Below are 24,597 nucleotides of genomic sequence, written 5' to 3'. Positions count from 1 at the left end.
GATTACTCTACAATCTTGCCGCCAGCTGCTTCAACCGCAGCACGGGCACCCTTGCTCAGCGCCAGGCCTTGAACTGTCACGGCACGGGTCACATCGCCAGAGAGATATACCTTCACAGCGCGAGCGCTGCCAGGAATCACATTGGCTTGCTTCAATGCCAACAGGTCAATCACGTCAGCTTCGATGCGGACCAGATCGGCGGTGCGCACATTGGCAGTATCAGCCTTGGTCAAGGAATTGAAACCACGCTTAGGCAGACGACGTTGCAAAGGCATTTGACCGCCTTCGAAACCCACCTTGTGGAAACCACCGGCACGGGACTTCTGACCCTTGTGGCCGCGGCCACCAGTCTTGCCCAGGCCGGAACCAATACCACGACCGACACGACGCTTGGCGTGCTTAGCGCCTTCAGCAGGCTTGATAGTATTCAGCTTCATTATGCTTCTACCTTTAACAGATAGCTCACCGCATTGATCATGCCGCGATTGGCAGGAGTATCCTGCACTTCAACGGTCTGATTCAGGCGACGCAGGCCCAGGCCGGCGACGCTTGCGCGATGAGACTTGATTCTACCGATGGTGCTCTTGACCAAGGTCACCTTGATCAAATCATTTGCTTTCTTTGCCTTAGCCATGATGATTAACCTCTGATTTCTTCAACGCTCTTGCCACGCTTGGCAGCAATCTCAGCAGGAGTATTCATGGACTTCAAGCCGTTCAGGGTGGCGCGTACGACGTTGTATGGATTGGTGGAACCAATACATTTCGCCAATACGTTGGTCACGCCCATCACTTCGAAGATCGCGCGCATTGCGCCGCCAGCAATAATGCCGGTACCTTCGGAAGCAGGCTGGATGAATACCTTGGCAGCACCGTGAACACCGGTGACAGCGTGATACAGGGTGCCATTGTTCAGGCTTACCTTGATCATGCTGCGACGAGCTTCGTCCATCGCCTTTTGCACGGCAACCGGCACTTCACGCGCCTTGCCCTTGCCCATACCTACGCCACCATCACCGTCACCTACTACGGACAGTGCGGCGAAACTCATGATCCGGCCACCCTTCACCACTTTGGTGACGCGGTTGACGCCGATCATTTTCTCGCGCAAACCATCGGTTTGCTGCTGTTCAATTTCAACTTTTGCCATCATCAACCTCAGTCTTTAGAAGGACAAGCCGTTTTCACGCGCGGCATCAGCCAGCGCCTTGATACGGCCATGGTACTTGTAGCCGGAACGGTCAAATGCAACAGTGGTGATACCTGCAGCCTTGGCCTTTTCCGCGATACGCTTACCAACCACTGCGGCAGCAGCGATATTGCCGCCATTCTTGACATCGTTGCGGACTTCAACCTCAAGGGTAGAAGCGCTAGCAAGCACCTTGTCACCAGTTTCGGCAATAATCTGAGCATAGATGTGGCTGTTGCTACGATGCACACTCAGGCGGATAGCTTTCAACTCGGCGATCTTGGCACGGGTTTTACGTGCACGACGCTGACGTGAATTCACATTACTCATAGCTACACCTTACTTCTTCTTGGTTTCTTTGATAATCACCACTTCATCGGCATAGCGAACACCCTTGCCCTTATAAGGCTCTGGAGCACGATAAGCACGAATCTGCGCGGCGACCTGACCAACCACCTGCTTGTCGGCACCGGTCAACACGATCTCGGTAGGAGATGGTGTTTGCACCGTCACGCCTTCAGGCATCTTGTGGTTCACTGGATGGGAAAAACCCAGGTCCAGGTTCAGGTTAGTGCCCTGCGCCTGCGCCTTGTAACCCACACCAACAAGAGTGAGCTTGCGGGTAAAACCCTGAGAAACACCGGTTACCATATTGAACACCAAGGCACGCAAAGTACCGGACATCGCGCGCGCATGTTGCGACTCACGGGCAACAGCAAATGTCAGATTGTCGCCGTCACGCTCGATCGCAACATCGCCACTCAACGGGAGGGACAACTTGCCGAGCGGGCCGCTGACTGCAATATTGCCAGCGCTCAATACCACTTCAACCTTGGCGGGGATAGCGACTGGATTTTTAGCTACACGAGACATTGCTTTCTCCTTAAGCCACTACGCACAGCACTTCGCCACCGATACCGGCGTCGCGTGCTTTACGATCAGTCATTACACCCTTGGATGTGGAAACAATCGTCACACCCAACCCATTCATTACCACTGGAATCTCTTGATTGCCGCGATAGATGCGCAGGCCTGGACGGCTTACGCGCTCAATCTTCTCAATCACTGGACGGCCAGCATAGTACTTCAAGCTGATGTTCAGCTGGGGCTTGCCATCGGCATCCTGCACAGCGAAATCATCAATGTAGCCTTCATCCTTCAGCACGGCTGCGATAGCACGCTTGAGCTTGGATGACGGCATGGAAACAGAGACCTTGTTGGTGCTTTGCGCATTACGGATACGCGTCAGCATATCGGCAATCGGATCACTCATACTCATACTAAATTCCTCCGTTACCAGCTAGCCTTGGTGACGCCTGGCACTTCGCCACGCATCATCAATTCGCGCAACTTACCACGCGCAATGCCGAATTTACTGAATACACCACGTGGACGGCCAGTCAACGCGCAGCGGTTACGCTGGCGGACAGGGCTGGAATTACGCGGCAGACTTTGCAACTTGTTGCGTGCGGCACGACGGTCTTCAGCGGATGCATTGGCATCGTTGATAACCGCAACCAATTCAGCACGCTTGGCTGCATATTTCTTCACTGTGTCGCGACGCTTTTGCTCGCGCTCGATCATGCAGGTTTTTGCCATGATTAGTTCCTAAATGGGAAGCTGAATGCGGAGAGGAGCGCACGCGCCTCTTCATCAGTCTTTGCAGTGGTAGTGATGGTGATATTCAACCCGCGCAATGCATCGATCTTGTCGTATTCGATTTCCGGGAAAATGATTTGCTCACGCACACCCAGATTGTAATTGCCACGACCATCGAAGGACTTAGGGGAAATACCGCGGAAGTCACGAATACGAGGAATAGCCACTGTGATCAGACGATCCAGGAATTCGTACATATGCTCACGACGCAGTGTCACCTTGCAACCTACAGGGTAGCCATCGCGGATCTTGAAGCCGGCGATGGACTTCTTGGCCTTGGTCACGACAACCTTTTGACCTGCGATCTTTTCCAGGTCAGCCACAGCGTTTTCCATGACCTTCTTGTCAGCAACAGCCTCGCCCACACCCATATTCAAGGTGATCTTTTCAATGCGAGGCACTTCCATCACAGACTTGTAGTTAAACTGCTCAACCAGCTGCTTAACCACGGTGTCCTTATAAAAATCTTTTAAACGAGCCATGATCTACCCTTATGCGTCCACAACTTCGCCACTGGACTTGAATACGCGAACCTTGCGGCCATCGTCCAACGTCTTGAAGCCAACGCGATCACCCTTCTGGGTGGCACGATTGAATAAAGCAACATTAGAGACGTCGATTGGCATCTCCTTACTGATGATACCGCCAGCCACACCGCGCATTGGGTTGGGCTTGGCATGCTTCTTGACGACGTTGATACCTTCGACCAGAACCTGGCCTGTCGCCAACACGCGCAGCACGGTACCGCGCTTGCCTTTATCTTTACCTGTATTCAGGATGACTTCATCACCCTTGCGAATCTTACTCATCCAGCAACTCCTTATAGAACTTCGGGTGCCAGAGAAACGATCTTCATGAAACGCTCGCCACGCAGCTCACGTGTCACCGGCCCGAAAATACGGGTGCCAATCGGTTCCAGCTTGTTGTTCAACAATACTGCAGCGTTGCTATCGAACTTGACCAAGGAACCGTCTGGACGACGAACACCCTTGGCGGTACGAACAACAACCGCGCTATAGACCTCGCCTTTTTTGACGCGACCACGTGGGGCAGCATCCTTCACGCTGACTTTGATGATGTCACCAATGCCTGCATAACGACGCTTAGAACCACCCAACACCTTGATGCACATAACAGAGCGTGCACCGGTGTTATCGGCAACATCCAGCCGAGACTGCATTTGAATCATGAGAATAATCTCCAACTTAATCCGTTAAACCAACACCAGCCGCTTGTCAAAAACGGCTGACAGCACCACGGTCAGTATTGGGGCGCCAGCTTGTTGGGCGCCAAAAGGTCCGACATTATATATTGCCCTTCCAAGCGATTGCAAGTGGAAGGGCAATTTTTATTACACAATACGTGCTTTTTCTACAATCTTGCTAACGCGCCAAGTCTTGGTCTTGGAAAGCGGACGGCTTTCCTCGATCACGACCAGGTCGCCTTCCTTGCACTCATTGTTTTCATCGTGAGCATGGAACTTGTTGGAACGACGCACGACCTTGCCGATCAAAGGGTGTTTCACCTTACGCTCGACCAGAACGGTCACAGTCTTGTCCATCTTGTCGCTTACTACACGGCCACTCAAAGTGCGAACTAGTTTTTCAGTTTGATTTTCGCTCATAATGACTCCGCTTAAGCTTGACTTGCATTAGCCGCTTTGGCTTTTTCAGCAAGCACAGAACGAACGCGAGCGATATCACGGCGCACTTTGCCTACCTGGTCAACTTTGTTCAACTGCTGAGTGGCAAGTTGCATGCGCAGAGAGAATTGCGCGCGGCGCAGCTCGATCAGCTCATTGTTCAACTCTTCAACAGTCTTGTTTCTCAATTCGGACGCTTTCATGACTAGCTCCCAATATGACGAGTAATGAAGGTAGTCTCGATCGGCAGCTTCGCAGCAGCCAAGCGGAACGCTTCACGTGCCAGCTCTTCACTGACACCGTCCATTTCATACAACATCTTGCCAGGCTGGATCTGGGCAATGTAGTACTCGGTACTACCCTTACCGTTACCCATACGCACTTCAGCAGGTTTCTTGGAAATCGGCTGATCTGGGAAGACGCGGATCCATACACGGCCGCCACGCTTGATATGACGGGTCATCACACGACGAGCCGCTTCAATCTGGCGTGCGGTCAGTCGACCACGACCAATTGCCTTCAGACCGAACTCGCCAAAGCTTACCTTGTTACCGGTAGTTGCGATGCCCTTGTTGCGGCCCTTCTGCATCTTACGGAATTTCTGTCTAGCTGGTTGCAGCATTTTTTGCCCCCGACTTTCTTACTTTCTTTTCTGGCTCAGCAGGTTGAGCGGCTTGTTCGAGCTTATTGCCGAACACTTCGCCCTTGAACACCCATACCTTGATACCGATGATACCGTAGGTAGTCTTCGCTTCTGCCACACCGTAATCGATATCGGCACGCAGGGTATGCAAAGGCACACGGCCTTCGCGGTACCACTCGGTACGTGCGATTTCGATACCATTCAAACGACCCGAACTCATGATCTTGATGCCTTGAGCACCCAGACGCATCGCGTTCTGCATCGCACGCTTCATGGCGCGGCGGAACATCACACGCTTTTCAAGTTGCTGGGCAATGCTTTCGGCGATCAGTGTCGCATCAATCTCAGGCTTGCGGACTTCTTCGATGTTCAAGTGAACAGGAACACCCATCAAGCCTTGCAGGCCGGAACGCAAGGACTCGATGTCCTCGCCCTTCTTGCCGATCACGATGCCAGGGCGTGCGCTGTAGATGGTGATCTTGGCGTTCTTGGCAGGACGCTCGATCACGATCTTGCTGACAGCTGCATGAGCAAGCTTCTTCTTCAGGAAGTCGCGCACCTTGATGTCGCTGTTCAACATCGCAGGGAAATTATTACTATTGGAATACCAACGAGAAGACCAGTTTTTCTGGACGCTCAGACGGAAACCAAACGGATGAATTTTCTGACCCATAACGATTCCTTTAGTTACCAACAGTCACAGTGATGTGACAAGTCGGCTTGATGATCCGTCCGGCGCGGCCCTTGGCGCGAGCGCGGATACGCTTCAACACCAAACCCTTGTCGACGTAAATCGAAGTTACCTTCAACTCGTCGATATCAGCGCCTTCATTGTGTTCGGCGTTGGCAATCGCGGACTCGACAACCTTCTTGATCACTTCAGCACCCTTCTTCGGTGTGAAAGCCAAGATGTTGAGCGCATGGTCCACCTTCTTGCCGCGAACCAGGTCAGCCACCAAGCGAGCCTTCTGTGGGGACAGATGAACACCTCTTAATACTGCAGATACTTCCATCGTCTTTCTCCTACCTCTTGGCCTTCTTGTCGGCAGCATGACCCTTGAACGTACGGGTCAGCGCAAATTCGCCGAGCTTGTGACCTACCATGTTTTCAGAAATCAACACCGGCACATGCTGCCTGCCGTTGTGAACCGCAATGGTCAAACCGATGAAATCAGGCAGGATGGTAGAACGACGGGACCAAGTCTTGATTGGCTTTCTATCGCGGACAGCGACAGCAGTTTCTACCTTCTTCGCCAGATGGCCATCAACGAATGGCCCTTTCTTAATTGAACGTGCCATATTGATTACCTCTTATTCGCAGGACGACGGCTGACGCGCATGTTATCCGTACGCTTGTTGCTACGTGTACGATAACCCTTGGTTGGCAGACCCCATGGGCTGACAGGGTTCATACCGGCAGCAGTCTTACCTTCACCACCACCGTGCGGGTGATCGACAGGGTTCATGACCACACCGCGGACGGTAGGACGAACACCACGCCAGCGCACAGCACCAGCCTTACCGATGGAACGCAGGGAATGCTCTTCATTACCCACTTCACCAATGGTTGCCTTGCAGTCGACGTGCACGCGGCGAACTTCGCCGGAACGCAGACGCAGCTGAGCATAACTGCCTTCACGTGCCAGCAACTGCACGGAAGTACCAGCGGAACGCGCAATTTGCGCACCCTTGCCAGGCTGCAACTCGATGCAATGGATCGTGCTACCGACAGGAATGTTGCGCAAAGGCAATGTGTTACCTGCACGGATAGGCGCATCGGAACCGCTCACCAATTGCGCACCAGCGGAAACGCCGCGCGGCGCAATGATGTAGCGACGCTCGCCGTCTGCATACACCAGCAACGCCAAGTGCGCGCTGCGGTTTGGATCGTACTCCAGACGCTCGACCTTGGCAGGGATGCCATCCTTGTTACGACGGAAGTCAACAACACGGTAATGCTGCTTATGACCGCCACCTTGATGGCGAGTCGTGATATGACCGTTATTGTTACGACCAGCTTTCTTGCTCTGCTTCTCCAGCAGCGGCGCATAAGGCTTACCCTTGTGCAGATCAGGTGTGACCACCTTGACTACGGCGCGCCGGCCTGGGGAAGTAGGCTTGACTTTAATCAGTGCCATGATTTCTCCTATTCGCCCGCTGCGAAGTTAATTTCTTGACCTGGCTTCAGGCTCACATAAGCCTTCTTCCAGTCCTTGCGGCGGCCGAATGTACGACCAGCGCGCTTTACCTTGCCACCCACGTTGACAACCGTCACGGCATCGACTTCCACCTTGAACACCAATTCAACCGCAGCCTTGATTTCAGGCTTGGTTGCATCAGTGCGCACGCGGAAAGCGATTTGCTGATGCTTGTCGGCAACACGGGTAGCCTTTTCTGTGATTTGCGGCGCAAGAATGACTTGCAGCAAACGTTCTTGAGTACTCAATGCGCTCATGCCAGGATCTCCTCAAGCTTCTTAACAGCACCTGTAGTAGCCAGGACTTGTGGGAAGCGCACCAAGCTCACAGGATCAACATATTGCGCCTCGAGCACCAGGACGTGCGGCAGGTTGCGAGCGGACAAATACAAGTTCTCATCAAACTTGTCCACCAACACCAGCAAGCCTTCGTTGTAGCCAAGACCCTTGATCTTCTCAACCAATTGCTTGGTCTTTGGCGTATCGACCGCAAACTCCTCAACCGCACTCAGGCGATCTTGACGCACCAGCTCGGACAAGATGGAACGCACACCGGCACGATAGGCCTTGCGGTTGATCTTGTGGCTGAAGTTTTCGTCAGGAGTGTTAGGGAATGCACGACCACCTCCGCGCCAGATGGTGCTGGAGCTCATACCGGAACGAGCACGACCGGTACCCTTCTGATTCCATGGCTTCTTGGTAGTGTGACTGACTTCCGCACGAGTCAACTGAGCGCGAGTTGCAGTGCGTGCGTTTGCCTGATAGGCAACCACAACCTGATGCACCAACGCTTCATTGAATTCACGACCGAAAGTCGTTTCAGAAACAGCCAAACCAGCCTTAGCCGGCTTGCCATTCTTATCGATTAACTTGATTTCCATTATGCCTTCACCTTCACACTAGGGCGCACGACAACATCGCCGCCTTTAGAGCCAGGAATCGCACCCTTGATCAACAACAGGTTACGCTCAGCATCCACGCGCACGATCTCAAGATTCTGCACGGTGGTCTTCACAGCGCCCAAGTGACCAGGCATGCGCTTACCAGGGAAAACGCGGCCAGGATCCTGCGCCATACCGATGGAGCCGGGCACATTGTGGGACCTGGAGTTACCGTGGGAAGCACGATTGGAAGCAAAATTGTGACGCTTGATAGCACCTGCAAAACCCTTACCCAGGGAAGTGCCGGTGACATCAACCAACTGGCCAGCCCGGAACAGCTCGACAGTGATCTGGCCGCCTACATTGTAGTTAGCCAATACGTCATCAGAAACAGGGAATTCCTTGATACCAGCACCAGCAGAAACGCCGGCTTTGGCATAATGACCGGTCAATGCCTTACCAATGCGGCTGGCACGACGCTCACCATAAGCAACTTGAAGGCTGGTATAGCCGTCGCTTGCAGCAGTCTTGATCTGTGTCACACGGTTAGGTACGACTTCCAGCACTGTTACCGGAACGCTTTCGCCTTCATCGGTAAAAATGCGGGTCATGCCCACCTTGCGACCAATAAGCCCTAAGCTCATGATCGATTCCTTATAATAATTAAAAAGGCCGATTACAATTGACCGACCCGGGTACGCGAAAGGGTCGGATTATATCCGACCCACTTCAAAAACACAAGTTACAGCTTGATTTCTACATCAACGCCAGCTGGCAGGTCCAGCTTCATCAATGCATCAACCGTCTTGTCAGTAGGATCAACAATGTCCATTAAGCGCTGATGAGTGCGGATTTCGAACTGATCGCGAGATGTCTTGTTGACGTGGGGAGAACGCAGAATATCAAAACGCTCAATACGAGTTGGCAAAGGTACGGGACCCTTGACCACTGCACCAGTACGTTTGGCCGTTTCAACGATCTCAAGTGCGGACTGATCAATCAGACGATAATCAAACGCCTTGAGGCGGATGCGAATTTTTTGAGCTGCCATGTTATTTCCTTAAAGAGCGATATTTCTAAAGAGCGAAAAGGCCGCAGGCATCAAATGCTTGCGGCCCAACCAGAATGACTTACTCTACGATCTTAGCCACGACGCCGGCACCGACGGTACGGCCGCCTTCACGAATCGCGAAGCGCAGACCTTCTTCCATCGCGATCGGCGCGATCAGGGAGACGGTGATGGAGACGTTGTCGCCTGGCATGACCATTTCGGTACCAGCCGGCAGTTCTACCGCACCGGTCACGTCGGTGGTGCGGAAGTAGAATTGTGGACGGTAGCCATTGAAGAATGGGGTGTGGCGACCACCTTCGTCTTTGCCCAGTACGTAGATTTCGGCAGTGAATTTGGTGTGTGGCTTGATGGAGCCTGTCTTGGACAGGACTTGACCACGTTCGACTTCTTCACGCTTGGTACCACGCAGCAGTACGCCGACGTTGTCGCCTGCTTGACCTTGGTCGAGCAGTTTGCGGAACATTTCCACACCGGTACAGGTGGTCTTGATGGTGGGCTTGAGACCGACGATTTCGATTTCGTCGCCAACCTTGACGATGCCACGTTCTACACGGCCGGTCACGACGGTACCACGACCGGAGATGGAGAATACGTCTTCCACTGGCATGAGGAAGGTGCCGTCAACTGCACGTTCCGGTGTCGGGATGTAGTTGTCCAGGGCTTCGGCCAGACGGAAGATGGCAGGTTCGCCGATGTCGGATTGGTCGCCTTCCAGCGCGAGCTTGGCGGAACCCTTGACGATGGGGGTGTCGTCGCCAGGAAAGTCGTACTTGGAGAGGAGTTCACGCACTTCCATTTCAACGAGTTCGAGCAGTTCTGCGTCGTCGACCATGTCGGCCTTGTTCAGGAAGACGATGATGTAAGGTACGCCAACTTGACGCGCGAGCAGGATGTGTTCGCGGGTTTGTGGCATGGGGCCGTCAGCAGCGGAGACGACGAGGATGGCGCCGTCCATTTGGGCTGCGCCGGTAATCATGTTCTTGACGTAGTCGGCGTGGCCTGGGCAGTCAACGTGGGCGTAGTGACGAGTTTCGGTTTCGTATTCTACGTGCGAGGTGTTGATGGTGATGCCGCGGGCCTTTTCTTCAGGCGCGTTGTCGATCTGGGAGTAGTCCTTGGCTTCGCCACCAAATTTCTTGGTCAATACGGTGGTGATCGCAGCTGTCAATGTCGTCTTGCCGTGGTCAACGTGTCCAATCGTACCTACGTTTACGTGCGGCTTCGTCCGCTCAAATTTACCTTTTGCCATTTCCGTTTCCTTTAATTATCTATTCTATTTTGCTTAGATATTATTCAATTACTTCTTGTTAATAATGGCTTCTGCCACGTTTCTCGGAGCTTCAGAGTAGTGCTTGAACTCCATGCTGTAGGTCGCACGACCTTGCGTCAAGGAACGCACTGTTGTGGCATAACCAAACATTTCAGACAAAGGCACTTCTGCACGGATAGCCTTGCCACCGCCAGCCAGATCATCCATACCCTGGATCACACCGCGACGGGAAGACAAGTCACCCATGACGTCGCCCATGTAATCCTCAGGCGTTTCCACCTCAACCGCCATGATAGGCTCCAGCAGGATTGGATCCGCCTTGCGCATACCATCCTTGAACGCCATGGAAGCCGCCATCTTAAAGGCGTTTTCATTGGAGTCAACATCGTGGTACGAACCGTCGAACAGCGTGACCTTGACATCCACAACCGGGAAGCCGGCCAGCACGCCGCTAGGAATGGTTTCACGCAGACCCTTGTCCACCGCAGGAATGAATTCGCGCGGCACGGTACCACCCTTGATCTGGTCGACGAACTCATAGCCCTTGCCAGCTTCGTTCGGCTCCATCTTGATCCATACGTGACCGTACTGACCCTTACCACCGGACTGCTTGACGAACTTGCCTTCGACTTCGACAGACTTCTTGATCGCTTCACGATAAGCCACTTGTGGAGCGCCAACATTGGCTTCCACGTTGAACTCACGCTTCATGCGGTCAACCAGAATTTCCAAGTGCAACTCGCCCATACCGGAAATAATGGTCTGGTTGGTCTCTTCATCAGTACGCACGCGGAAAGAAGGATCTTCCTGCGCGAGACGGCCAAGGGCCAAGCCCATTTTTTCCTGGTCGCTCTTGGTCTTTGGCTCAACAGCCACGTGAATAACCGGCTCAGGGAATACCATGCGCTCAAGAATGATAGGATGATCCAGCGAGCACAGAGTCTCACCAGTAGTGACATCCTTCAAGCCGATACAGGCTGCAATATCACCAGCGCGGATTTCTTCAATCTCATTCCGGTCATTCGCGCTCATCTGCACGATACGGCCAATACGTTCCTTACGGCCACTGGTGGAGTTGTAAACCGTTTCACCCTTGGTCAGAACGCCGGAATACACACGCACGAATGTCAATTGACCGACGAATGGATCGCTCATGAGCTTGAACGCCAATGCGGAGAAGTGCTCCTTGTCATCCGCCTTACGGGTCAATGGCTCGCCAGTTTCGCTCTCGCCAGCCACATCAGGAATATCCACGGGCGCAGGCAGGAAGTCCAGAACGGCATCCAGCATGCGCTGCACGCCCTTGTTCTTGAACGCCGAACCGCACAGCATAGGCTGAATTTCGGTAGCGATAGTGCGTTGACGCAAGCCGGCAATGATGTCCGCTTCAGACAATTCACCGCTTTCCAGATACCTGTTCATCAGCTCTTCAGAAGCTTCTGCAGCGGATTCGATCATCTTCTCGCGCCACTCATTGGCAGTATCGACGAGATCGGCAGGAATATCCTTGTACTCGAACTTCATGCCCTGGGAAGCATCATCCCAGAAGATCGCCTTCATCTTGATGAGGTCAACCACGCCGGCGAAAGTATCCTCAGCGCCGATAGGGATCACCACAGGCACAGGATTGGCCTTGAGGCGAAGCTTCATCTGATCGACAACCTTGAAGAAGTTGGCACCGGTACGGTCCATCTTGTTCACAAAGGCCAGACGAGGCACCTTGTGCTTGTTGGCCTGACGCCATACAGTCTCGGACTGAGGCTGCACACCACCCACCGCACAGTACACCATGCAGGCGCCATCCAGCACACGCATGGAACGCTCAACTTCAATCGTAAAGTCTACGTGCCCAGGGGTATCGATAATGTTGATGCGATGCTCAGGACGGGACAAATCCATGCCCCTCCAGAAACAGGTCACAGCGGAAGAGGTGATCGTGATGCCACGCTCCTGCTCCTGCTCCATCCAGTCAGTCGTCGCAGCGCCATCATGCACTTCACCCAGCTTATGAGTAACCCCGGTATAAAACAGGATACGCTCAGAAGTCGTAGTTTTACCAGCATCAATATGCGCACTGATACCGATATTGCGATAGCGTTCAATAGGGGTTTTGCGAGCCACAGTAATTACCTAACTTAAAATTTGTCTGAGTTTAGAAACGGAAATGCGAGAATGCCTTATTGGCTTCTGCCATACGATGAACTTCTTCACGCTTCTTGATAGCAGCACCGCGGCCTTCAGAAGCCTCGATCAACTCAGCAGCCAAACGCAGGCCCATGGACTTCTCGCCACGCTTGCGGGCAGCATCACGCAACCAGCGCATGGCCAGCGCATTGCGGCGTGCGGGACGCACTTCAACAGGCACCTGGTAGTTTGCACCACCAACGCGACGGCTCTTCACTTCCACGACAGGACGCAGATTACCGATTGCCAGGGTAAATACTTCCAGCGCTTCCTTGCCGCTCTTTTGTGTGATTTGGTCAAATGCGCCGTACAGGATACGCTCTGCAACCGACTTCTTGCCGCCGGTCATCAGCACATTAACGAACTTTGAAACTTCCTGACTACCGAACTTAGGATCAGGCAGGATGTTACGCTTGGGAACTTCTCTACGTCTTGGCATGGCTTTCTCGATTCCTTAAACTTTGGGCCGCTGTGATTAAGCAGCCTTAGGGCGCTTAGCACCGTACTTGGAGCGGGCCTGCTTACGGTCTTTAACACCAGCAGTATCCAGGCTACCGCGCACCATGTGGTAACGCACACCTGGCAAGTCCTTTACACGACCGCCGCGCAACAGAACAACAGAGTGCTCTTGCAGGTTGTGGCCTTCACCGCCGATATAGCTAATCACTTCATAGCCATTGGTCAGGCGCACCTTGGCAACCTTACGCAAAGCGGAGTTAGGTTTCTTAGGGGTTGTGGTGTAAACACGAGTACATACACCACGCTTTTGTGGGCAGCTCTCAAGCGCTGGCACCTTGCTCTTGGCAACTACTTTTTGGCGCGGCTTGCGCACTAATTGATTGATGGTTGGCATAACCTTTAGCCTTTATATTTTAACCGCTAAAAATTACGGGATGGCGAAACGCCATCCCGGAAAACTTAGCATTTTATTTAGCGTTCAATGTGTTGTCAAGCAACCTCAGGATTTCCAGAGGTTTCTTCCACCTGCACATCTCCAGCATCTTCAATGATGGCAGGTGCTGAATCTACACCTGCAACATTACGTTTGCGTGTTTCATGATAGGCAAGACCGGTTCCGGCAGGAATCAATCGACCCACAATCACGTTCTCCTTCAGGCCACGCAATTCGTCGCGCTTGCCCAGAATCGCAGCTTCGGTCAAGACACGAGTGGTTTCCTGGAACGACGCCGCGGAGATGAAGGAATCCGTAGACAGCGACGCCTTGGTAATGCCCAGCAATACATACTCGAAGCTTGCTGGACGTCCGTCTTCCGCCAATACACGCTCGTTCTCTGTCAGCACATCGGCACGCTCGACCTGCTCGCCCAAGATGAAGCTGGTATCGCCTGCATCGGTGATGCGTACGCGACGCAGCATCTGGCGCACGATCACTTCAATGTGCTTGTCGTTGATCTTCACGCCTTGCAGACGGTACACGTCCTGCACTTCGTCAATGATGTAACGTGCCAGCGCCTCACGACCTTGCAGACGCAGGATATCCTGCGGATCTGCCGGACCGTCGACGATGCTTTCACCCTTGGTCACCACTTGGCCGTCATGCGCCGTTACGTGCTTGTCCTTAGGAATCAGGAACTCATTGGAAACACCGTCGAGGTCGGTAATGACCAGACGCTGCTTGCCCTTGGTATCCTTACCAAAGGAAATCGTACCAGTCACCTCGGCCAACAAACCGGCATCCTTTGGCGAACGTGCCTCGAACAGCTCAGCCACGCGCGGCAGACCACCGGTAATGTCACGGGTCTTGGAAGATTCCTGGGGGATACGCGCCAGCACTTCGCCGACACCGACTTCCTGGCCGTCCTTTACGGTAATGATGCAACCGAGCTGGAAGGTCACGCTCACAGGCGCTTCACCGCCTGCCACCTTGACTTCGGCGCCATTGGCATCGAGCAGCTTCACTTGCGGGCGCAGGCCCTTGGACTGGCCGGCACGCTGCTTCGGATCAATCACCACCAAGGAAGACAAGCCGGTCACTTCATCGACTTGCTTCGCAACGGTCACGCCTTCTTCGACGTTCTCGAACTTCACGCGGCCTGCGTATTCGGTAATGATCGGGCGGGTATGCGGATCCCAGGTCGCCAATGCCTGGCCGGCCTTGACCTGCTTGCCATCGGTGATCTGCAAGGTCGCACCGTAAGGCACCTTGTGACGCTCGCGCTCGCGGCCGTTTTCATCCTGGATGATCGCTTCGCCGTTACGCGAAATCACCACCTGCTCGTTACGGGCATTAGTCACATAACGCATGGTGGACGTGAAATGCACGATACCGTTGGACTTGCTCTCGACCTGGCTAACGGAAGCTGCACGCGATACCGCACCACCGATGTGGAAGGTACGCATGGTCAGCTGGGTGCCAGGCTCACCGATGGATTGCGCCGCGATCACGCCGACAGCCTCACCCATGTTGATGAGCTTGCCACGACCCAAGTCGCGGCCATAGCATTTGGCGCAAATACCGTAGCGAGTATCACAAGTCAGCGCGGTACGCACCTTGACCTCATCAATGCCCAGCGCATCAATCTGCTCAACTTCATCTTCCGTCAGCAGTGTGCCAGCAGGGTAAACCACTTCCTGGGTTTCAGGGTTCAGCACATCCAGCGCGGCAACACGGCCAAGGATACGGTCATGCAAGGGTTCGACCACTTCGCCGCCCTTGACCAATGCCTTGGTGTACAGGCCTTCTGTCGTGCCGCAGTCATGCTCGGTCACTACCAAATCTTGAGTGACGTCGACCAGACGGCGGGTCAGGTAGCCCGAGTTCGCAGTCTTCAACGCCGTATCGGCCAGACCCTTACGTGCACCGTGTGTTGAGATGAAGTATTGCAACACGTTCAGACCATCGCGGAAGTTCGCGGTAATCGGCGTTTCAATAATAGAACCGTCCGGCTTCGCCATCAGGCCGCGCATACCGGCCAACTGACGCACCTGAGCGGCAGAACCGCGGGCGCCGGAGTCGGCCATCATGTAAATCGCGTTGAAGGATTCCTGCTTGATCGCCTTGCCTTCAGCATCCTTGGCAACGGCGCCATCGGTATCCAACACGGTTTCTTCACGCAGCTGCTTCATCATCGCATCGGCAACCTTGTCGCCGGCACGGCCCCAGATATCCACCACCTTGTTGTAGCGCTCGCCCTGGGTCACCAGACCGGAAACGTATTGGTCTTCGATTTCCTTGACTTCGGCTTCGGCAGAAGCAATCAGTTGCTCCTTCTCAGGCGGCACCAGCATATCGTTGATGCTGATGGAGATGCCGGCCTTGGTTGCGTAGGTGTAGCCGGTGTACATCAGCTTGTCGGCAAAAATCACGGTTTCACGAATGCCGACGCGGCGGAAGCTGGCATTGATCAGACGGGAGATTTCCTTCTTCTTCAATGCCTTGTCGATAACGCTGAACGGCAAGCCAGCCGGCAGGATTTCTGACAGCAACGCACGACCGACCGTGGTTTCGTAACGCGTTATCTTTTCACGCTTCTGGCCATCAAGCTCGACGTCAAACTCGCGCAAACGCACGGTAATGCGGGCATGCAGGTCCACCAGGCCACTGTCATAGGCACGCTGCACTTCAGCCACGTTGGCAAAACGCATGCCTTCGCCACGCGCCGCCTTCTTCTCGCGCGTCATGTAGTACAGGCCCAGCACGATATCCTGGGAAGGCACAATGATCGGCTCGCCGTTGGCGGGAGACAATACGTTGTTGGATGCCAGCATCAGCGTGCGGGCTTCCATCTGCGCTTCCAGGCTCAATGGCACGTGCACGGCCATCTGGTCGCCGTCGAAGTCGGCGTTGAACGCGGCACACACCAATGGGTGCAACTGGATCGCCTTGCCTTCGACCAAGGTCGGCTCGAACGCCTGGATACCCAGACGGTGCAATGTAGGCGCACGGTTCAGCAATACCGGATGCTCGCGGATCACGTCTTCGAGGATATCCCAGACTTCTGGTCCTTCCTCTTCCACCTTCTTCTTGGCAGCCTTGATGGTCGTCGCCAGGCCCAATACTTCCAGCTTGTGGAAAATGAACGGCTTGAACAGTTCCAGCGCCATCTTCTTCGGCAGGCCGCACTGGTGCAGCTTGAGCTGAGGACCGACCACGATCACGGAACGGCCGGAGTAGTCGACACGCTTACCCAACAGGTTCTGACGGAAACGGCCGCCCTTGCCCTTGATCATGTCCGCCAAGGACTTCAACGGACGCTTGTTGGCGCCGGTCATGACCTTGCCGCGGCGACCATTGTCCAGCAATGAGTCAACCGCTTCCTGCAGCATGCGCTTTTCGTTGCGCACGATGATTTCTGGCGCCTTCAATTCCAGCAGTCGCTTCAGACGGTTGTTACGATTGATCACACGGCGATAGAGGTCGTTCAGATCGGAAGTCGCGAAACGGCCGCCATCCAACGGCACCAATGGGCGCAGCTCAGGGGGCAGCACAGGCAGTACTTCCAGGATCATCCATTCCGGCTTGATACCGGACTTCTGGAATGCCTCCAGCACCTTCAGGCGCTTGGCGATCTTCTTGATCTTGGCTTCGGAACCGGTTTCGCCGAGTTCGCGGCGCAGCTTCTCGATTTCGGTGTGGATGTCCATGGTGCGCAAGAGTTCGCGCACGGCTTCCGCACCCATCACGGCATTGAATTCGTCGCCGTGTTCTTCCACCTTGGCCAGGTAGTCGTCTTCAGTCAACAACTGGCCGCGAGTGAGCGGCGTCATGCCTGGATCGATGACGATGTATGCTTCAAAGTAGAGCACGCGCTCGATATCGCGCAACGCGATGTCCAGCACCATGCCCAGACGGCTGGGCAGGGACTTCAGGAACCAGATGTGGGCGACCGGGCTTGCCAGCTCAATGTGCGCCATGCGTTCGCGGCGCACCTTGGACAATGTCACTTCAACGCCGCACTTCTCGCAGATCACGCCGCGGTGCTTGAGGCGCTTGTACTTGCCGCACAAGCACTCATAGTCCTTGATCGGGCCGAAGATCTTGGCGCAGAACAGGCCATCCCGCTCCGGCTTGAAGGTGCGGTAGTTGATGGTCTCGGGCTTCTTGACCTCGCCGTAGGACCAGGAGCGAATCTTTTCAGGGGAAGCCAGCGCGATCTTGATCGCGTCAAACTCTTCTTCCTGAGTGACCTGCTTGAATAAATCTAATAGAGCTTTCACGCGCGTTTCTCCTTAGTTGCGGTCAAGATCAATATCGATTGCGAGCGAGCGGATTTCCTTCACCAACACATTGAAGGACTCTGGCATGCCAGCGTCAATCTTGTGCTCACCCTTGACAATGTTTTCGTATACCTTGGTACGGCCGGATACATCGTCAGACTTCACAGTCAACATTTCCTGCAAGGTATAGGATGCACCGTAGGCTTCCAGCGCCCACACTTCCATTTCACCGAAGCGTTGGCCACCGAACTGCGCCTTACCGCCCAATGGCTGCTGGGTAACCAGCGAGTAAGGACCAGTGGAACGGGCGTGCATCTTGTCATCGACCAAGTGGTGCAGCTTGAGCACATGCATGTAACCGACAGTCACTGGGCGCTCGAAAGCATCGCCAGTACGGCCGTCGAACAAGGTTACCTGGGTCTTGCCGGAGGCGAACTGCAATTGCTGCGTACGCGGATCTTCATCCGGGAATGCCAAGTCCAGCATGGCCTTGATGTCAGCCTCGGTCGCACCATCGAACACAGGGGTTGCAAACGGCACGCCACTCTTGAGGTTGCGCGCGAGATCGATGATTTCCACATCGCTCAGGGCAGCAATATCCTCAGGCTTGCCGTTGCTCTTGTTGTAGATCTGCTCAAAGAAGCTGCGTAGCTCGGCAGTCTTGGCTTGCGCCTGCAACATGTTGCCGATACGGATACCAAGTCCCTTGGCAGCCCAGCCCAAGTGCACTTCAAGAATCTGACCGATATTCATCCGCGATGGAACGCCCAACGGGTTCAGCACGATGTCCATCGGCGTACCGTCGGCCATGTGCGGCATGTCCTCGATCGGCACGATCTTGGAAACCACACCCTTGTTACCGTGGCGGCCCGCCATCTTGTCGCCAGGCTGGATACGGCGCTTGACGGCCAGGTATACCTTGACCATCTTCTGTACGCCAGGAGGCAGTTCATCGCCCTGGGTCAGCTTGCGCTTCTTCTCTTCGAACTTGCTGTCGAACTCGATACGCGCCTGGGACAGGCTGTCACGCAGCTGTTCGAGCTGACGTGCGACATCTTCATCGCTCAGGCGGATGTCGAACCAGTCGTAGCGAGCCAAACCATCCAGATATTCAGCTGTAAGAGTTTCGCCCTTCTTGAGTTTTTGCGGACCACCGGTCGCGGCCTTGCCTTCGATCAGGCGGCGGATACGGCCGAATGCATCGTCTTCCACGATACGCATCTGGTCAGCGAGGTCTTGCTTGTAGTCAGCCAACTGGTCGTCGATGATCTGTTGTGCACGGGCGTCACGCTCGATGCCTTCGCGCGTGAACACTTGCACGTCGATCACGGTGCCGGACATGCCGGAAGGAACGCGCAGCGAAGTATCCTTCACGTCGGATGCCTTCTCGCCGAAGATTGCGCGCAGCAATTTTTCTTCTGGCGTCAGCTGGGTTTCGCCCTTGGGCGTTACCTTGCCGACCAGCACGTCGCCGGCTTCGACTTCAGCGCCGATATAAATGATACCGGACTCATCCAGACGGCCCAGCATGCGCTCGGACAGGTTGGAGATATCGCGAGTGATTTCTTCCGCACCGAGCTTGGTATCACGGGCGACAACGGACAACTCTTCGATATGGATCGAGGTATAGCGGTCATCGGCCACTACACGCTCGGAAATCAAGATCGAGTCTTCGAAGTTGTAACCGTTCCAAGGCATGAAGGCGACCAGCATGTTCTGGCCCAGCGCCAATTCGCCCATATCGGTGGAAGCACCGTCGGCAATCACGTCACCGCGTGCCAGCACGTCGCCGACATTGACCAGCGGACGCTGGTTGATGTTGGTGTTCTGGTTGGAGCGGGTGTACTTGATCAGGTTGTAGATATCCACACCGACTTCGCCGGCCGCAGCCTCTTCGTCATGCACGCGCACCACGATACGGCTGGAATCGACATAGTCGACCACACCGCCACGACGCGCTGTAACAACAGTGCCGGAGTCAACAGCAACAGTACGTTCGATGCCAGTACCAACGACGGCCTTCTCGGCACGCAGACACGGCACGGCCTGACGCTGCATGTTCGCGCCCATCAAGGCGCGGTTCGCATCGTCATGCTCGAGGAACGGGATCAAGGATGCGGCAACGGATACGATCTGTCCCGGGGCCACGTCCATGTATTGCACTCGGTCCGGCTGCGCCATGGTGAATTCGTTGTGGTAACGCGCTGAGACCAGGTCTTCCTTGAACTTGCCGGCCTTGTCCAGTTCGGAGTTGGCCTGGGCGATCATGTACTGGCTCTCCTCGATCGCGGACAGGTAGTCGATCTGCTCTGACACCTTGTTGTCCGCTACGCGGCGGTATGGAGTTTCCAGGAAACCGTACTGATTGGTGCGGGAATACAGCGCCAAGGAGTTGATCAGACCAATGTTCGGACCTTCAGGCGTTTCAATCGGACAGACGCGGCCATAGTGCGTGGAATGCACGTCACGCACTTCGAAGCCCGCGCGTTCGCGAGTCAAGCCGCCTGGGCCCAAGGCGGAGACACGGCGCTTGTGCGTGATCTCGGACAATGGGTTGGTCTGGTCCATGAACTGCGACAGCTGCGAGGAGCCGAAGAATTCGCGGATTGCGCTCGACACCGGCTTGGCATTGATCAGGTCATGCGGCATCAGGTTGTCGGACTCAGCTTGCGACAAACGCTCCTTCACTGCGCGTTCGACACGCACCAGGCCTGCGCGGAACTGGTTCTCGGCCAGTTCGCCCACGGAACGGATGCGACGGTTGCCCAAGTGATCGATATCGTCGATTTCACCACGGCCATTGCGCAGCTCGATCAACACGGCAATCACGGCCAGGATATCGTCGTTGGACAATGTACCTGCGCCTTCGGCGCCTTGCGGGCCAACCTTCTCGTAGAAGCGGCGCAGCCATGCTGCGGTACGCTCTTCAATCTTCTCAGGGAAGGCGCGGCGGTTGAACTTCATGCGGCCGACGGAAGACAGGTCATAACGGTCTTCGTTGAAGAACAAGCCTTCAAACAAAGCCTGAACGGCTTCCTCGGTAGGCGGCTCGCCAGGACGCATCATGCGGTAGATGGCAACGCGTGCGCTGTACTCATCCGGGATTTCATCAATACGCAATGTTTGCGAGATATAGTCGCCATGATCGAGATCATTTGCGTACAAAGTGCTGATCTTGCTAACTTCCGCTTCGCGCAGCTTGTCCAGCAAGGATTCCGTCACTTCGTCATTGGCATTGGCAACCACTTCGCCAGTGGACTTATCCACGATGCCGGCAGCCAAGGAACGGCCCAGCAGGAATTCTTCCGGCACGGTAATCTTGCTGATGCCAGCCTTTTCCATGTCGCGGATGTGCTTGACGGTGATGCGCTTGTCCTTGGCAACGATGACCTTGCCATCCTTGTCCAGGATGTCGAACTTGGCCACTTCGCCGCGCAGACGCTCAGGTACCAATTCGAACTGCACACCCTTCTTGGCGATATGGAAGGTATCGAAATCGTAGAATGTTTCCAGAATTTGCTCTGGCGCGAAGCCAAGCGCTTTCAGGAGGATGGTCACCGGCATCTTGCGACGGCGGTCGACACGGAAATACAGGTAGTCCTTGGGGTCGAACTCGAAATCGAGCCATGAACCACGGTAAGGGATGATACGTGCGGAGAACAACAGCTTGCCCGAGCTGTGGGTCTTGCCGCGGTCATGCTCGAAGAACACGCCGGGGCTGCGATGCAATTGCGACACGATGACACGCTCGGTGCCGTTGATCACAAAAGATCCGTTTTCAGTCATGAGTGGCAGTTCACCCATGTAGACTTCCTGCTCCTTCACCTCCTTGACGGTAGGTTTGGAAGCCTCTTTATCCATAATGGTCAAGCGGACCTTGACGCGCAAGGGGGCGGCATAAGTCAAGCCGCGCTGCTGACATTCCTTGACATCGAACGGCTCCTGGCCGAGGTTGTAGCTGACAAAGTCCAGTCGCGCGTTGCCGGAATGGCTGACAATAGGGAACACCGAACTGAATGCTGCTTGAAGGCCGGTGTCTGTACGCTTGTCAGCATGGACTTCAGCTTGCAAAAATGCAGCGTAGGACTCCAATTGCATGGCGAGCAGGTAAGGTACCTCCTGCACGCTTTCACGCTTGGCGAAACTTTTACGCAGACGTTTCTTTTCGGTAAAGGAATAGCTCATAGCATCTCCTGAGGATAGAGGGCAGAAGACAGCAGCCGGGACGGACTGCTGTCTTCTAACTTCTTAAAATGGTGAAGGCTGACAGTTTCCTGTCAGCCCATACACCATGGTTTACAGCGGTATTACTTGATTTCAGCCTTAGCGCCAGCTTCTTCCAGCTTCTTGGCAGCAGCTTCAGCGTCAGCCTTGGAAACGCCTTCCTTGATTGCCTTAGGAGCAGCGTCAACCAGGTCCTTGGCTTCCTTCAGACCGAGGGAAGTCAGTTCGCGAACAGCCTTAATCACGTTCACCTTGTTGTCGCCAGCAGAAGCTAGGATAACGTCGAACTCAGTCTTTTCTGCGGCAGCAGCGCCAGCGTCGCCACCAGCTGCAGGAGCAGCTACTGCAACAGCAGCGGCAGCTGCGGATACGCCGAACTTCTCTTCCAGGTCCTTGATCAGTTCGGACAGTTCGAGAACGGTCAGAGACGCAATAGCGTCAAGAATTTCTGCTTTGGATAATGCCATTTGTTAATACTCCTGATAAATAAGATATTGATTAGGCTGCTTGCTTTTGGTCGCGCACTGCAGCAAGACCGCGTGCAAACTTCGTAGGCACTTCGTTGAGAGTGCGTACGAACTGTGCAACAGGCGCTTGCATCGTGCCGAGCAACTTGGCCAGCAACTCTTCGCGGCTTGGCAGGGTGGCCAGGGCTTGTACACCCTTGGCATCCAGGACCTTGCCTGGCAAAGCGCCAGCCTTGATGACGAACTTGTCGTTGGCTTTGGCAAAATTGTTCAGAACCTTTGCCGCGGCAACTGGATCGGTAGAAATACCGAATACCAGCGGGCCCACCATGTCGTTCGCCAGCCCAGAAAACTGTGTGCCGTCGACAGCGCGACGTACCAGGGTGTTCTTCAGAACACGCAGGTAAACACCGGATTTTCTGGCTTCGGCGCGCAACTTGGTCATGTCGCCCACTTCGATGCCACGATACTCAGCAAGAACAATTGCCTGGGCCTGAGCGACTTGCTCGCTAACCTCAGCAACTACTGCCTTTTTCTGCTCAAGATTAAGACTCAAGGTCTTCTCCTTCCGTTAATTAAGCATTTGCAGTCTCCTGCAAACACCTTCCCACGGCGACCTTTCATCAGGAATAAAAATCCTGTTCCGGGTAACGCCATCTGCGTAGGACTTGGCTAGAATTTTGCCGCCATTAAGCCCGACTGGGCTCCTACGGTCTTTGATAACCCCATGGCTTGCGCCACGGGCCCAAAGTTCTTTGCGGCGCCGGCTGCTTCAAGCCGGCGCCTAATTCATTACGCCAGGTTGGACTGGTCTACGCGTACACCGGCACCCATGGTGCTGGAAACGGAGACCTTCTTCAGGTAAACACCCTTAGACGAAGCCGGCTTGGCTTTGTTCAATGCATCCACGAGCGCAGCCAGGTTTTCCTTCAGCGCATCAACGCCAAAAGAAGCACGGCCGATGGTGCAATGTACGATGCCGCCCTTGTCGGTACGGTATTGCACTTGGCCAGCCTTGGCATTCTTCACTGCGGTAGTCACATCAGGCGTCACGGTGCCGACCTTGGGGTTAGGCATCAGGCCGCGAGGACCGAGCACCTGACCCAGGGTACCGACGATACGCATTGCATCCGGCGTTGCAATCGCAACGTCGAAGTCCAACATGCCGCCCTTGACTTGTTCAGCCAGGTCTTCGAAACCGACGATGTCGGCACCAGCAGCCTTGGCTGCCTCAGCAGCAGCGCCTTGTGCAAACACGGCGATACGCTTGGTCTTGCCTGTACCATGCGGCAACACCAATGCGCCACGCACCAACTGGTCAGACTTACGTGCATCGATACCGAGATTGATCACAGCATCTACGGACTCATCAAACTTGGCAGTTGCAGTTTCCTTGACCAGAGTCAACGCTTCGGCAACGGGATATACCTTGTTACGATCAATCTTGGCGCGCAAGGCCTCGATACGCTTAGAAACGTTAGCCATTTACACACCCTCCACTTCGATACCCATGCTGCGTGCGCTACCTGCGATGGTACGCACTGCTGCATCCAGATCGGCCGCTGTCAAATCAGGGGCCTTGGTCTTGGCGATCTCTTCCGCTTGTGCGCGGGTGATCTTGCCGACCTTGTCTGTGTGAGGACGCGGGGAGCCCTTGTCGATCTTGGCTGCCTTCTTGATCAAGATGGTTGCAGGAGGCGTCTTCATCACGAAAGTGAAGCTCTTGTCCGCAAACGCAGTGATCACGACAGGAATCGGCAGACCTGGTTCCAGGCTTTGAGTTGCTGCATTGAACGCCTTGCAGAACTCCATGATATTCAGGCCGCGCTGACCCAATGCAGGGCCAACAGGGGGACTTGGGTTGGCTTTACCTGCAGGGATCTGCAGCTTGATATAGCCGATAACTTTCTTTGCCATCTTAAACTCCTAATTTGGGTAATAGCGCTTGCGCAAACAAGCTCCCCAGTCATTAGATATGTGATGCAGCAGCAT

Annotated in this window: 31 protein-coding genes; all 31 read right to left on the bottom strand. The window is 54.6% G+C overall.

What is annotated here, in order from left to right:
• Positions 1 to 2: 2 nt before the first annotated feature.
• A complete protein-coding gene (gene rplO, locus ACW4YW_RS08775; protein WP_309564205.1) occupies positions 3 to 437 on the bottom strand; it encodes a 50S ribosomal protein L15 in 435 nt (144 codons plus the stop codon).
• On the bottom strand, positions 437 to 634 hold the full coding sequence (gene rpmD / locus ACW4YW_RS08770) for a 50S ribosomal protein L30 (RefSeq protein WP_309564204.1): 198 nt from the start codon (positions 632 to 634) through the stop codon (positions 437 to 439). Before rpmD ends, rplO begins: the two co-directional genes overlap by 1 nt.
• Positions 635 to 639: 5 nt before the next feature.
• On the bottom strand, positions 640 to 1,149 hold the full coding sequence (gene rpsE, locus ACW4YW_RS08765; RefSeq protein ID WP_011478664.1) for a 30S ribosomal protein S5: 510 nt from the start codon (positions 1,147 to 1,149) through the stop codon (positions 640 to 642).
• A 15-nt stretch (positions 1,150 to 1,164) separates the two neighbouring features.
• Positions 1,165 to 1,518, bottom strand: coding sequence for a 50S ribosomal protein L18 (gene rplR / locus ACW4YW_RS08760; protein ID WP_457137212.1), 354 nt, complete (start codon positions 1,516 to 1,518; stop codon positions 1,165 to 1,167).
• A gap of 9 nt (positions 1,519 to 1,527) precedes the next feature.
• A complete protein-coding gene (rplF, locus tag ACW4YW_RS08755) occupies positions 1,528 to 2,061 on the bottom strand; it encodes a 50S ribosomal protein L6 (RefSeq protein ID WP_407994578.1) in 534 nt (177 codons plus the stop codon).
• 10 nt (positions 2,062 to 2,071) lie between these two features.
• Positions 2,072 to 2,467, bottom strand: a complete 396-nt coding sequence (gene rpsH / locus ACW4YW_RS08750; RefSeq protein ID WP_309564201.1) for a 30S ribosomal protein S8 — start codon at positions 2,465 to 2,467, stop codon at positions 2,072 to 2,074.
• Between the two features lie 14 nt (positions 2,468 to 2,481).
• Complete coding sequence (rpsN, locus tag ACW4YW_RS08745) at positions 2,482 to 2,787, bottom strand: 30S ribosomal protein S14 (RefSeq protein WP_457137211.1); 306 nt, start codon at positions 2,785 to 2,787, stop codon at positions 2,482 to 2,484.
• A 2-nt stretch (positions 2,788 to 2,789) separates the two neighbouring features.
• A complete protein-coding gene (gene rplE, locus ACW4YW_RS08740) occupies positions 2,790 to 3,329 on the bottom strand; it encodes a 50S ribosomal protein L5 (RefSeq protein ID WP_309564199.1) in 540 nt (179 codons plus the stop codon).
• Positions 3,330 to 3,338: 9 nt separating this feature from the next.
• Complete coding sequence (gene rplX, locus ACW4YW_RS08735) at positions 3,339 to 3,656, bottom strand: 50S ribosomal protein L24 (protein WP_457137210.1); 318 nt, start codon at positions 3,654 to 3,656, stop codon at positions 3,339 to 3,341.
• A gap of 11 nt (positions 3,657 to 3,667) precedes the next feature.
• Positions 3,668 to 4,036 (bottom strand): 50S ribosomal protein L14, encoded by a 369-nt coding sequence (gene rplN / locus ACW4YW_RS08730; protein ID WP_011478657.1) that lies wholly within the window; start codon positions 4,034 to 4,036, stop codon positions 3,668 to 3,670.
• A 162-nt stretch (positions 4,037 to 4,198) separates the two neighbouring features.
• Positions 4,199 to 4,471 carry a 30S ribosomal protein S17 gene (gene rpsQ / locus ACW4YW_RS08725; protein ID WP_025872351.1) on the bottom strand — a complete coding sequence of 91 codons (273 nt, stop codon included), beginning with the start codon at positions 4,469 to 4,471 and terminating at the stop codon, positions 4,199 to 4,201.
• 11 nt (positions 4,472 to 4,482) lie between these two features.
• Complete coding sequence (gene rpmC / locus ACW4YW_RS08720) at positions 4,483 to 4,692, bottom strand: 50S ribosomal protein L29 (protein WP_011478655.1); 210 nt, start codon at positions 4,690 to 4,692, stop codon at positions 4,483 to 4,485.
• Between the two features lie 2 nt (positions 4,693 to 4,694).
• Complete coding sequence (gene rplP / locus ACW4YW_RS08715) at positions 4,695 to 5,111, bottom strand: 50S ribosomal protein L16 (RefSeq protein ID WP_011478654.1); 417 nt, start codon at positions 5,109 to 5,111, stop codon at positions 4,695 to 4,697.
• Positions 5,095 to 5,805, bottom strand: coding sequence for a 30S ribosomal protein S3 (rpsC, locus tag ACW4YW_RS08710; RefSeq protein WP_309564197.1), 711 nt, complete (start codon positions 5,803 to 5,805; stop codon positions 5,095 to 5,097). Before rpsC ends, rplP begins: the two co-directional genes overlap by 17 nt.
• Before the next feature lie 10 nt (positions 5,806 to 5,815).
• Positions 5,816 to 6,145 (bottom strand): 50S ribosomal protein L22, encoded by a 330-nt coding sequence (gene rplV, locus ACW4YW_RS08705; RefSeq protein ID WP_309564196.1) that lies wholly within the window; start codon positions 6,143 to 6,145, stop codon positions 5,816 to 5,818.
• A 10-nt stretch (positions 6,146 to 6,155) separates the two neighbouring features.
• Positions 6,156 to 6,431, bottom strand: a complete 276-nt coding sequence (rpsS, locus tag ACW4YW_RS08700) for a 30S ribosomal protein S19 (protein ID WP_309564195.1) — start codon at positions 6,429 to 6,431, stop codon at positions 6,156 to 6,158.
• A gap of 5 nt (positions 6,432 to 6,436) precedes the next feature.
• Positions 6,437 to 7,270 carry a 50S ribosomal protein L2 gene (rplB, locus tag ACW4YW_RS08695; RefSeq protein ID WP_309564194.1) on the bottom strand — a complete coding sequence of 278 codons (834 nt, stop codon included), beginning with the start codon at positions 7,268 to 7,270 and terminating at the stop codon, positions 6,437 to 6,439.
• An 8-nt stretch (positions 7,271 to 7,278) separates the two neighbouring features.
• Positions 7,279 to 7,587, bottom strand: a complete 309-nt coding sequence (rplW, locus tag ACW4YW_RS08690; RefSeq protein WP_309564193.1) for a 50S ribosomal protein L23 — start codon at positions 7,585 to 7,587, stop codon at positions 7,279 to 7,281.
• Positions 7,584 to 8,210 (bottom strand): 50S ribosomal protein L4, encoded by a 627-nt coding sequence (rplD, locus tag ACW4YW_RS08685; protein WP_309564192.1) that lies wholly within the window; start codon positions 8,208 to 8,210, stop codon positions 7,584 to 7,586. The genes rplW and rplD overlap by 4 nt, the downstream gene beginning before the upstream one ends.
• The gene (gene rplC, locus ACW4YW_RS08680) at positions 8,210 to 8,854 is read right to left on the bottom strand and encodes a 50S ribosomal protein L3 (protein ID WP_457137209.1); all 645 of its coding nucleotides are present in this window, start codon (positions 8,852 to 8,854) and stop codon (positions 8,210 to 8,212) included. Before rplC ends, rplD begins: the two co-directional genes overlap by 1 nt.
• 98 nt (positions 8,855 to 8,952) lie before the next feature.
• Positions 8,953 to 9,261, bottom strand: a complete 309-nt coding sequence (rpsJ, locus tag ACW4YW_RS08675; protein WP_011478646.1) for a 30S ribosomal protein S10 — start codon at positions 9,259 to 9,261, stop codon at positions 8,953 to 8,955.
• A gap of 79 nt (positions 9,262 to 9,340) precedes the next feature.
• The gene (gene tuf, locus ACW4YW_RS08670) at positions 9,341 to 10,531 is read right to left on the bottom strand and encodes an elongation factor Tu (RefSeq protein ID WP_457137202.1); all 1,191 of its coding nucleotides are present in this window, start codon (positions 10,529 to 10,531) and stop codon (positions 9,341 to 9,343) included.
• Between the two features lie 48 nt (positions 10,532 to 10,579).
• Positions 10,580 to 12,673, bottom strand: a complete 2,094-nt coding sequence (gene fusA, locus ACW4YW_RS08665; protein WP_457137208.1) for an elongation factor G — start codon at positions 12,671 to 12,673, stop codon at positions 10,580 to 10,582.
• A 31-nt stretch (positions 12,674 to 12,704) separates the two neighbouring features.
• Positions 12,705 to 13,175, bottom strand: coding sequence for a 30S ribosomal protein S7 (gene rpsG / locus ACW4YW_RS08660; RefSeq protein WP_309564189.1), 471 nt, complete (start codon positions 13,173 to 13,175; stop codon positions 12,705 to 12,707).
• Between the two features lie 36 nt (positions 13,176 to 13,211).
• Positions 13,212 to 13,589, bottom strand: a complete 378-nt coding sequence (rpsL, locus tag ACW4YW_RS08655; RefSeq protein WP_011478642.1) for a 30S ribosomal protein S12 — start codon at positions 13,587 to 13,589, stop codon at positions 13,212 to 13,214.
• Between the two features lie 95 nt (positions 13,590 to 13,684).
• The gene (gene rpoC, locus ACW4YW_RS08650) at positions 13,685 to 17,914 is read right to left on the bottom strand and encodes a DNA-directed RNA polymerase subunit beta' (protein ID WP_457137207.1); all 4,230 of its coding nucleotides are present in this window, start codon (positions 17,912 to 17,914) and stop codon (positions 13,685 to 13,687) included.
• 12 nt (positions 17,915 to 17,926) lie between these two features.
• Positions 17,927 to 22,099 carry a DNA-directed RNA polymerase subunit beta gene (gene rpoB, locus ACW4YW_RS08645; RefSeq protein ID WP_457137206.1) on the bottom strand — a complete coding sequence of 1,391 codons (4,173 nt, stop codon included), beginning with the start codon at positions 22,097 to 22,099 and terminating at the stop codon, positions 17,927 to 17,929.
• Between the two features lie 122 nt (positions 22,100 to 22,221).
• Positions 22,222 to 22,605 (bottom strand): 50S ribosomal protein L7/L12, encoded by a 384-nt coding sequence (rplL, locus tag ACW4YW_RS08640; protein ID WP_309564186.1) that lies wholly within the window; start codon positions 22,603 to 22,605, stop codon positions 22,222 to 22,224.
• 31 nt (positions 22,606 to 22,636) lie between these two features.
• Entirely contained in the window at positions 22,637 to 23,161 is a 525-nt protein-coding gene (gene rplJ, locus ACW4YW_RS08635) for a 50S ribosomal protein L10 (RefSeq protein ID WP_025873090.1), read from the bottom strand.
• Between the two features lie 236 nt (positions 23,162 to 23,397).
• A complete protein-coding gene (gene rplA / locus ACW4YW_RS08630; RefSeq protein WP_457137205.1) occupies positions 23,398 to 24,090 on the bottom strand; it encodes a 50S ribosomal protein L1 in 693 nt (230 codons plus the stop codon).
• Positions 24,091 to 24,522 carry a 50S ribosomal protein L11 gene (gene rplK, locus ACW4YW_RS08625; RefSeq protein ID WP_067267457.1) on the bottom strand — a complete coding sequence of 144 codons (432 nt, stop codon included), beginning with the start codon at positions 24,520 to 24,522 and terminating at the stop codon, positions 24,091 to 24,093.
• Positions 24,523 to 24,597 lie beyond the last annotated feature (75 nt).

The organism is Methylobacillus pratensis, assembly GCF_054072455.1.
The sequence above is the reverse complement of the archived record's forward strand: the minus strand, read 5'-3'. Positions and strand labels throughout refer to the sequence as shown.

What these genes read in the sequence shown, in the direction of transcription:
- rplO (WP_309564205.1), bottom strand. Translation starts at nt 437, where the DNA reads ATGAAGCTGAATACTATCAAGCCTGCTGAAGGCGCTAAGCACGCCAAG.
- rpmD (WP_309564204.1), bottom strand. Translation starts at nt 634, where the DNA reads ATGGCTAAGGCAAAGAAAGCAAATGATTTGATCAAGGTGACCTTGGTC.
- rpsE (WP_011478664.1), bottom strand. Translation starts at nt 1,149, where the DNA reads ATGGCAAAAGTTGAAATTGAACAGCAGCAAACCGATGGTTTGCGCGAG.
- rplR (WP_457137212.1), bottom strand. Translation starts at nt 1,518, where the DNA reads ATGAGTAATGTGAATTCACGTCAGCGTCGTGCACGTAAAACCCGTGCC.
- rplF (WP_407994578.1), bottom strand. Translation starts at nt 2,061, where the DNA reads ATGTCTCGTGTAGCTAAAAATCCAGTCGCTATCCCCGCCAAGGTTGAA.
- rpsH (WP_309564201.1), bottom strand. Translation starts at nt 2,467, where the DNA reads ATGAGTATGAGTGATCCGATTGCCGATATGCTGACGCGTATCCGTAAT.
- rpsN (WP_457137211.1), bottom strand. Translation starts at nt 2,787, where the DNA reads ATGGCAAAAACCTGCATGATCGAGCGCGAGCAAAAGCGTCGCGACACA.
- rplE (WP_309564199.1), bottom strand. Translation starts at nt 3,329, where the DNA reads ATGGCTCGTTTAAAAGATTTTTATAAGGACACCGTGGTTAAGCAGCTG.
- rplX (WP_457137210.1), bottom strand. Translation starts at nt 3,656, where the DNA reads ATGAGTAAGATTCGCAAGGGTGATGAAGTCATCCTGAATACAGGTAAA.
- rplN (WP_011478657.1), bottom strand. Translation starts at nt 4,036, where the DNA reads ATGATTCAAATGCAGTCTCGGCTGGATGTTGCCGATAACACCGGTGCA.
- rpsQ (WP_025872351.1), bottom strand. Translation starts at nt 4,471, where the DNA reads ATGAGCGAAAATCAAACTGAAAAACTAGTTCGCACTTTGAGTGGCCGT.
- rpmC (WP_011478655.1), bottom strand. Translation starts at nt 4,692, where the DNA reads ATGAAAGCGTCCGAATTGAGAAACAAGACTGTTGAAGAGTTGAACAAT.
- rplP (WP_011478654.1), bottom strand. Translation starts at nt 5,111, where the DNA reads ATGCTGCAACCAGCTAGACAGAAATTCCGTAAGATGCAGAAGGGCCGC.
- rpsC (WP_309564197.1), bottom strand. Translation starts at nt 5,805, where the DNA reads ATGGGTCAGAAAATTCATCCGTTTGGTTTCCGTCTGAGCGTCCAGAAA.
- rplV (WP_309564196.1), bottom strand. Translation starts at nt 6,145, where the DNA reads ATGGAAGTATCTGCAGTATTAAGAGGTGTTCATCTGTCCCCACAGAAG.
- rpsS (WP_309564195.1), bottom strand. Translation starts at nt 6,431, where the DNA reads ATGGCACGTTCAATTAAGAAAGGGCCATTCGTTGATGGCCATCTGGCG.
- rplB (WP_309564194.1), bottom strand. Translation starts at nt 7,270, where the DNA reads ATGGCACTGATTAAAGTCAAGCCTACTTCCCCAGGCCGGCGCGCCGTA.
- rplW (WP_309564193.1), bottom strand. Translation starts at nt 7,587, where the DNA reads ATGAGCGCATTGAGTACTCAAGAACGTTTGCTGCAAGTCATTCTTGCG.
- rplD (WP_309564192.1), bottom strand. Translation starts at nt 8,210, where the DNA reads ATGGAAATCAAGTTAATCGATAAGAATGGCAAGCCGGCTAAGGCTGGT.
- rplC (WP_457137209.1), bottom strand. Translation starts at nt 8,854, where the DNA reads ATGAGCTTAGGGCTTATTGGTCGCAAGGTGGGCATGACCCGCATTTTT.
- rpsJ (WP_011478646.1), bottom strand. Translation starts at nt 9,261, where the DNA reads ATGGCAGCTCAAAAAATTCGCATCCGCCTCAAGGCGTTTGATTATCGT.
- tuf (WP_457137202.1), bottom strand. Translation starts at nt 10,531, where the DNA reads ATGGCAAAAGGTAAATTTGAGCGGACGAAGCCGCACGTAAACGTAGGT.
- rpsG (WP_309564189.1), bottom strand. Translation starts at nt 13,175, where the DNA reads ATGCCAAGACGTAGAGAAGTTCCCAAGCGTAACATCCTGCCTGATCCT.
- rpsL (WP_011478642.1), bottom strand. Translation starts at nt 13,589, where the DNA reads ATGCCAACCATCAATCAATTAGTGCGCAAGCCGCGCCAAAAAGTAGTT.
- rpoB (WP_457137206.1), bottom strand. Translation starts at nt 22,099, where the DNA reads ATGAGCTATTCCTTTACCGAAAAGAAACGTCTGCGTAAAAGTTTCGCC.
- rplL (WP_309564186.1), bottom strand. Translation starts at nt 22,605, where the DNA reads ATGGCATTATCCAAAGCAGAAATTCTTGACGCTATTGCGTCTCTGACC.
- rplA (WP_457137205.1), bottom strand. Translation starts at nt 24,090, where the DNA reads ATGGCTAACGTTTCTAAGCGTATCGAGGCCTTGCGCGCCAAGATTGAT.
- rplK (WP_067267457.1), bottom strand. Translation starts at nt 24,522, where the DNA reads ATGGCAAAGAAAGTTATCGGCTATATCAAGCTGCAGATCCCTGCAGGT.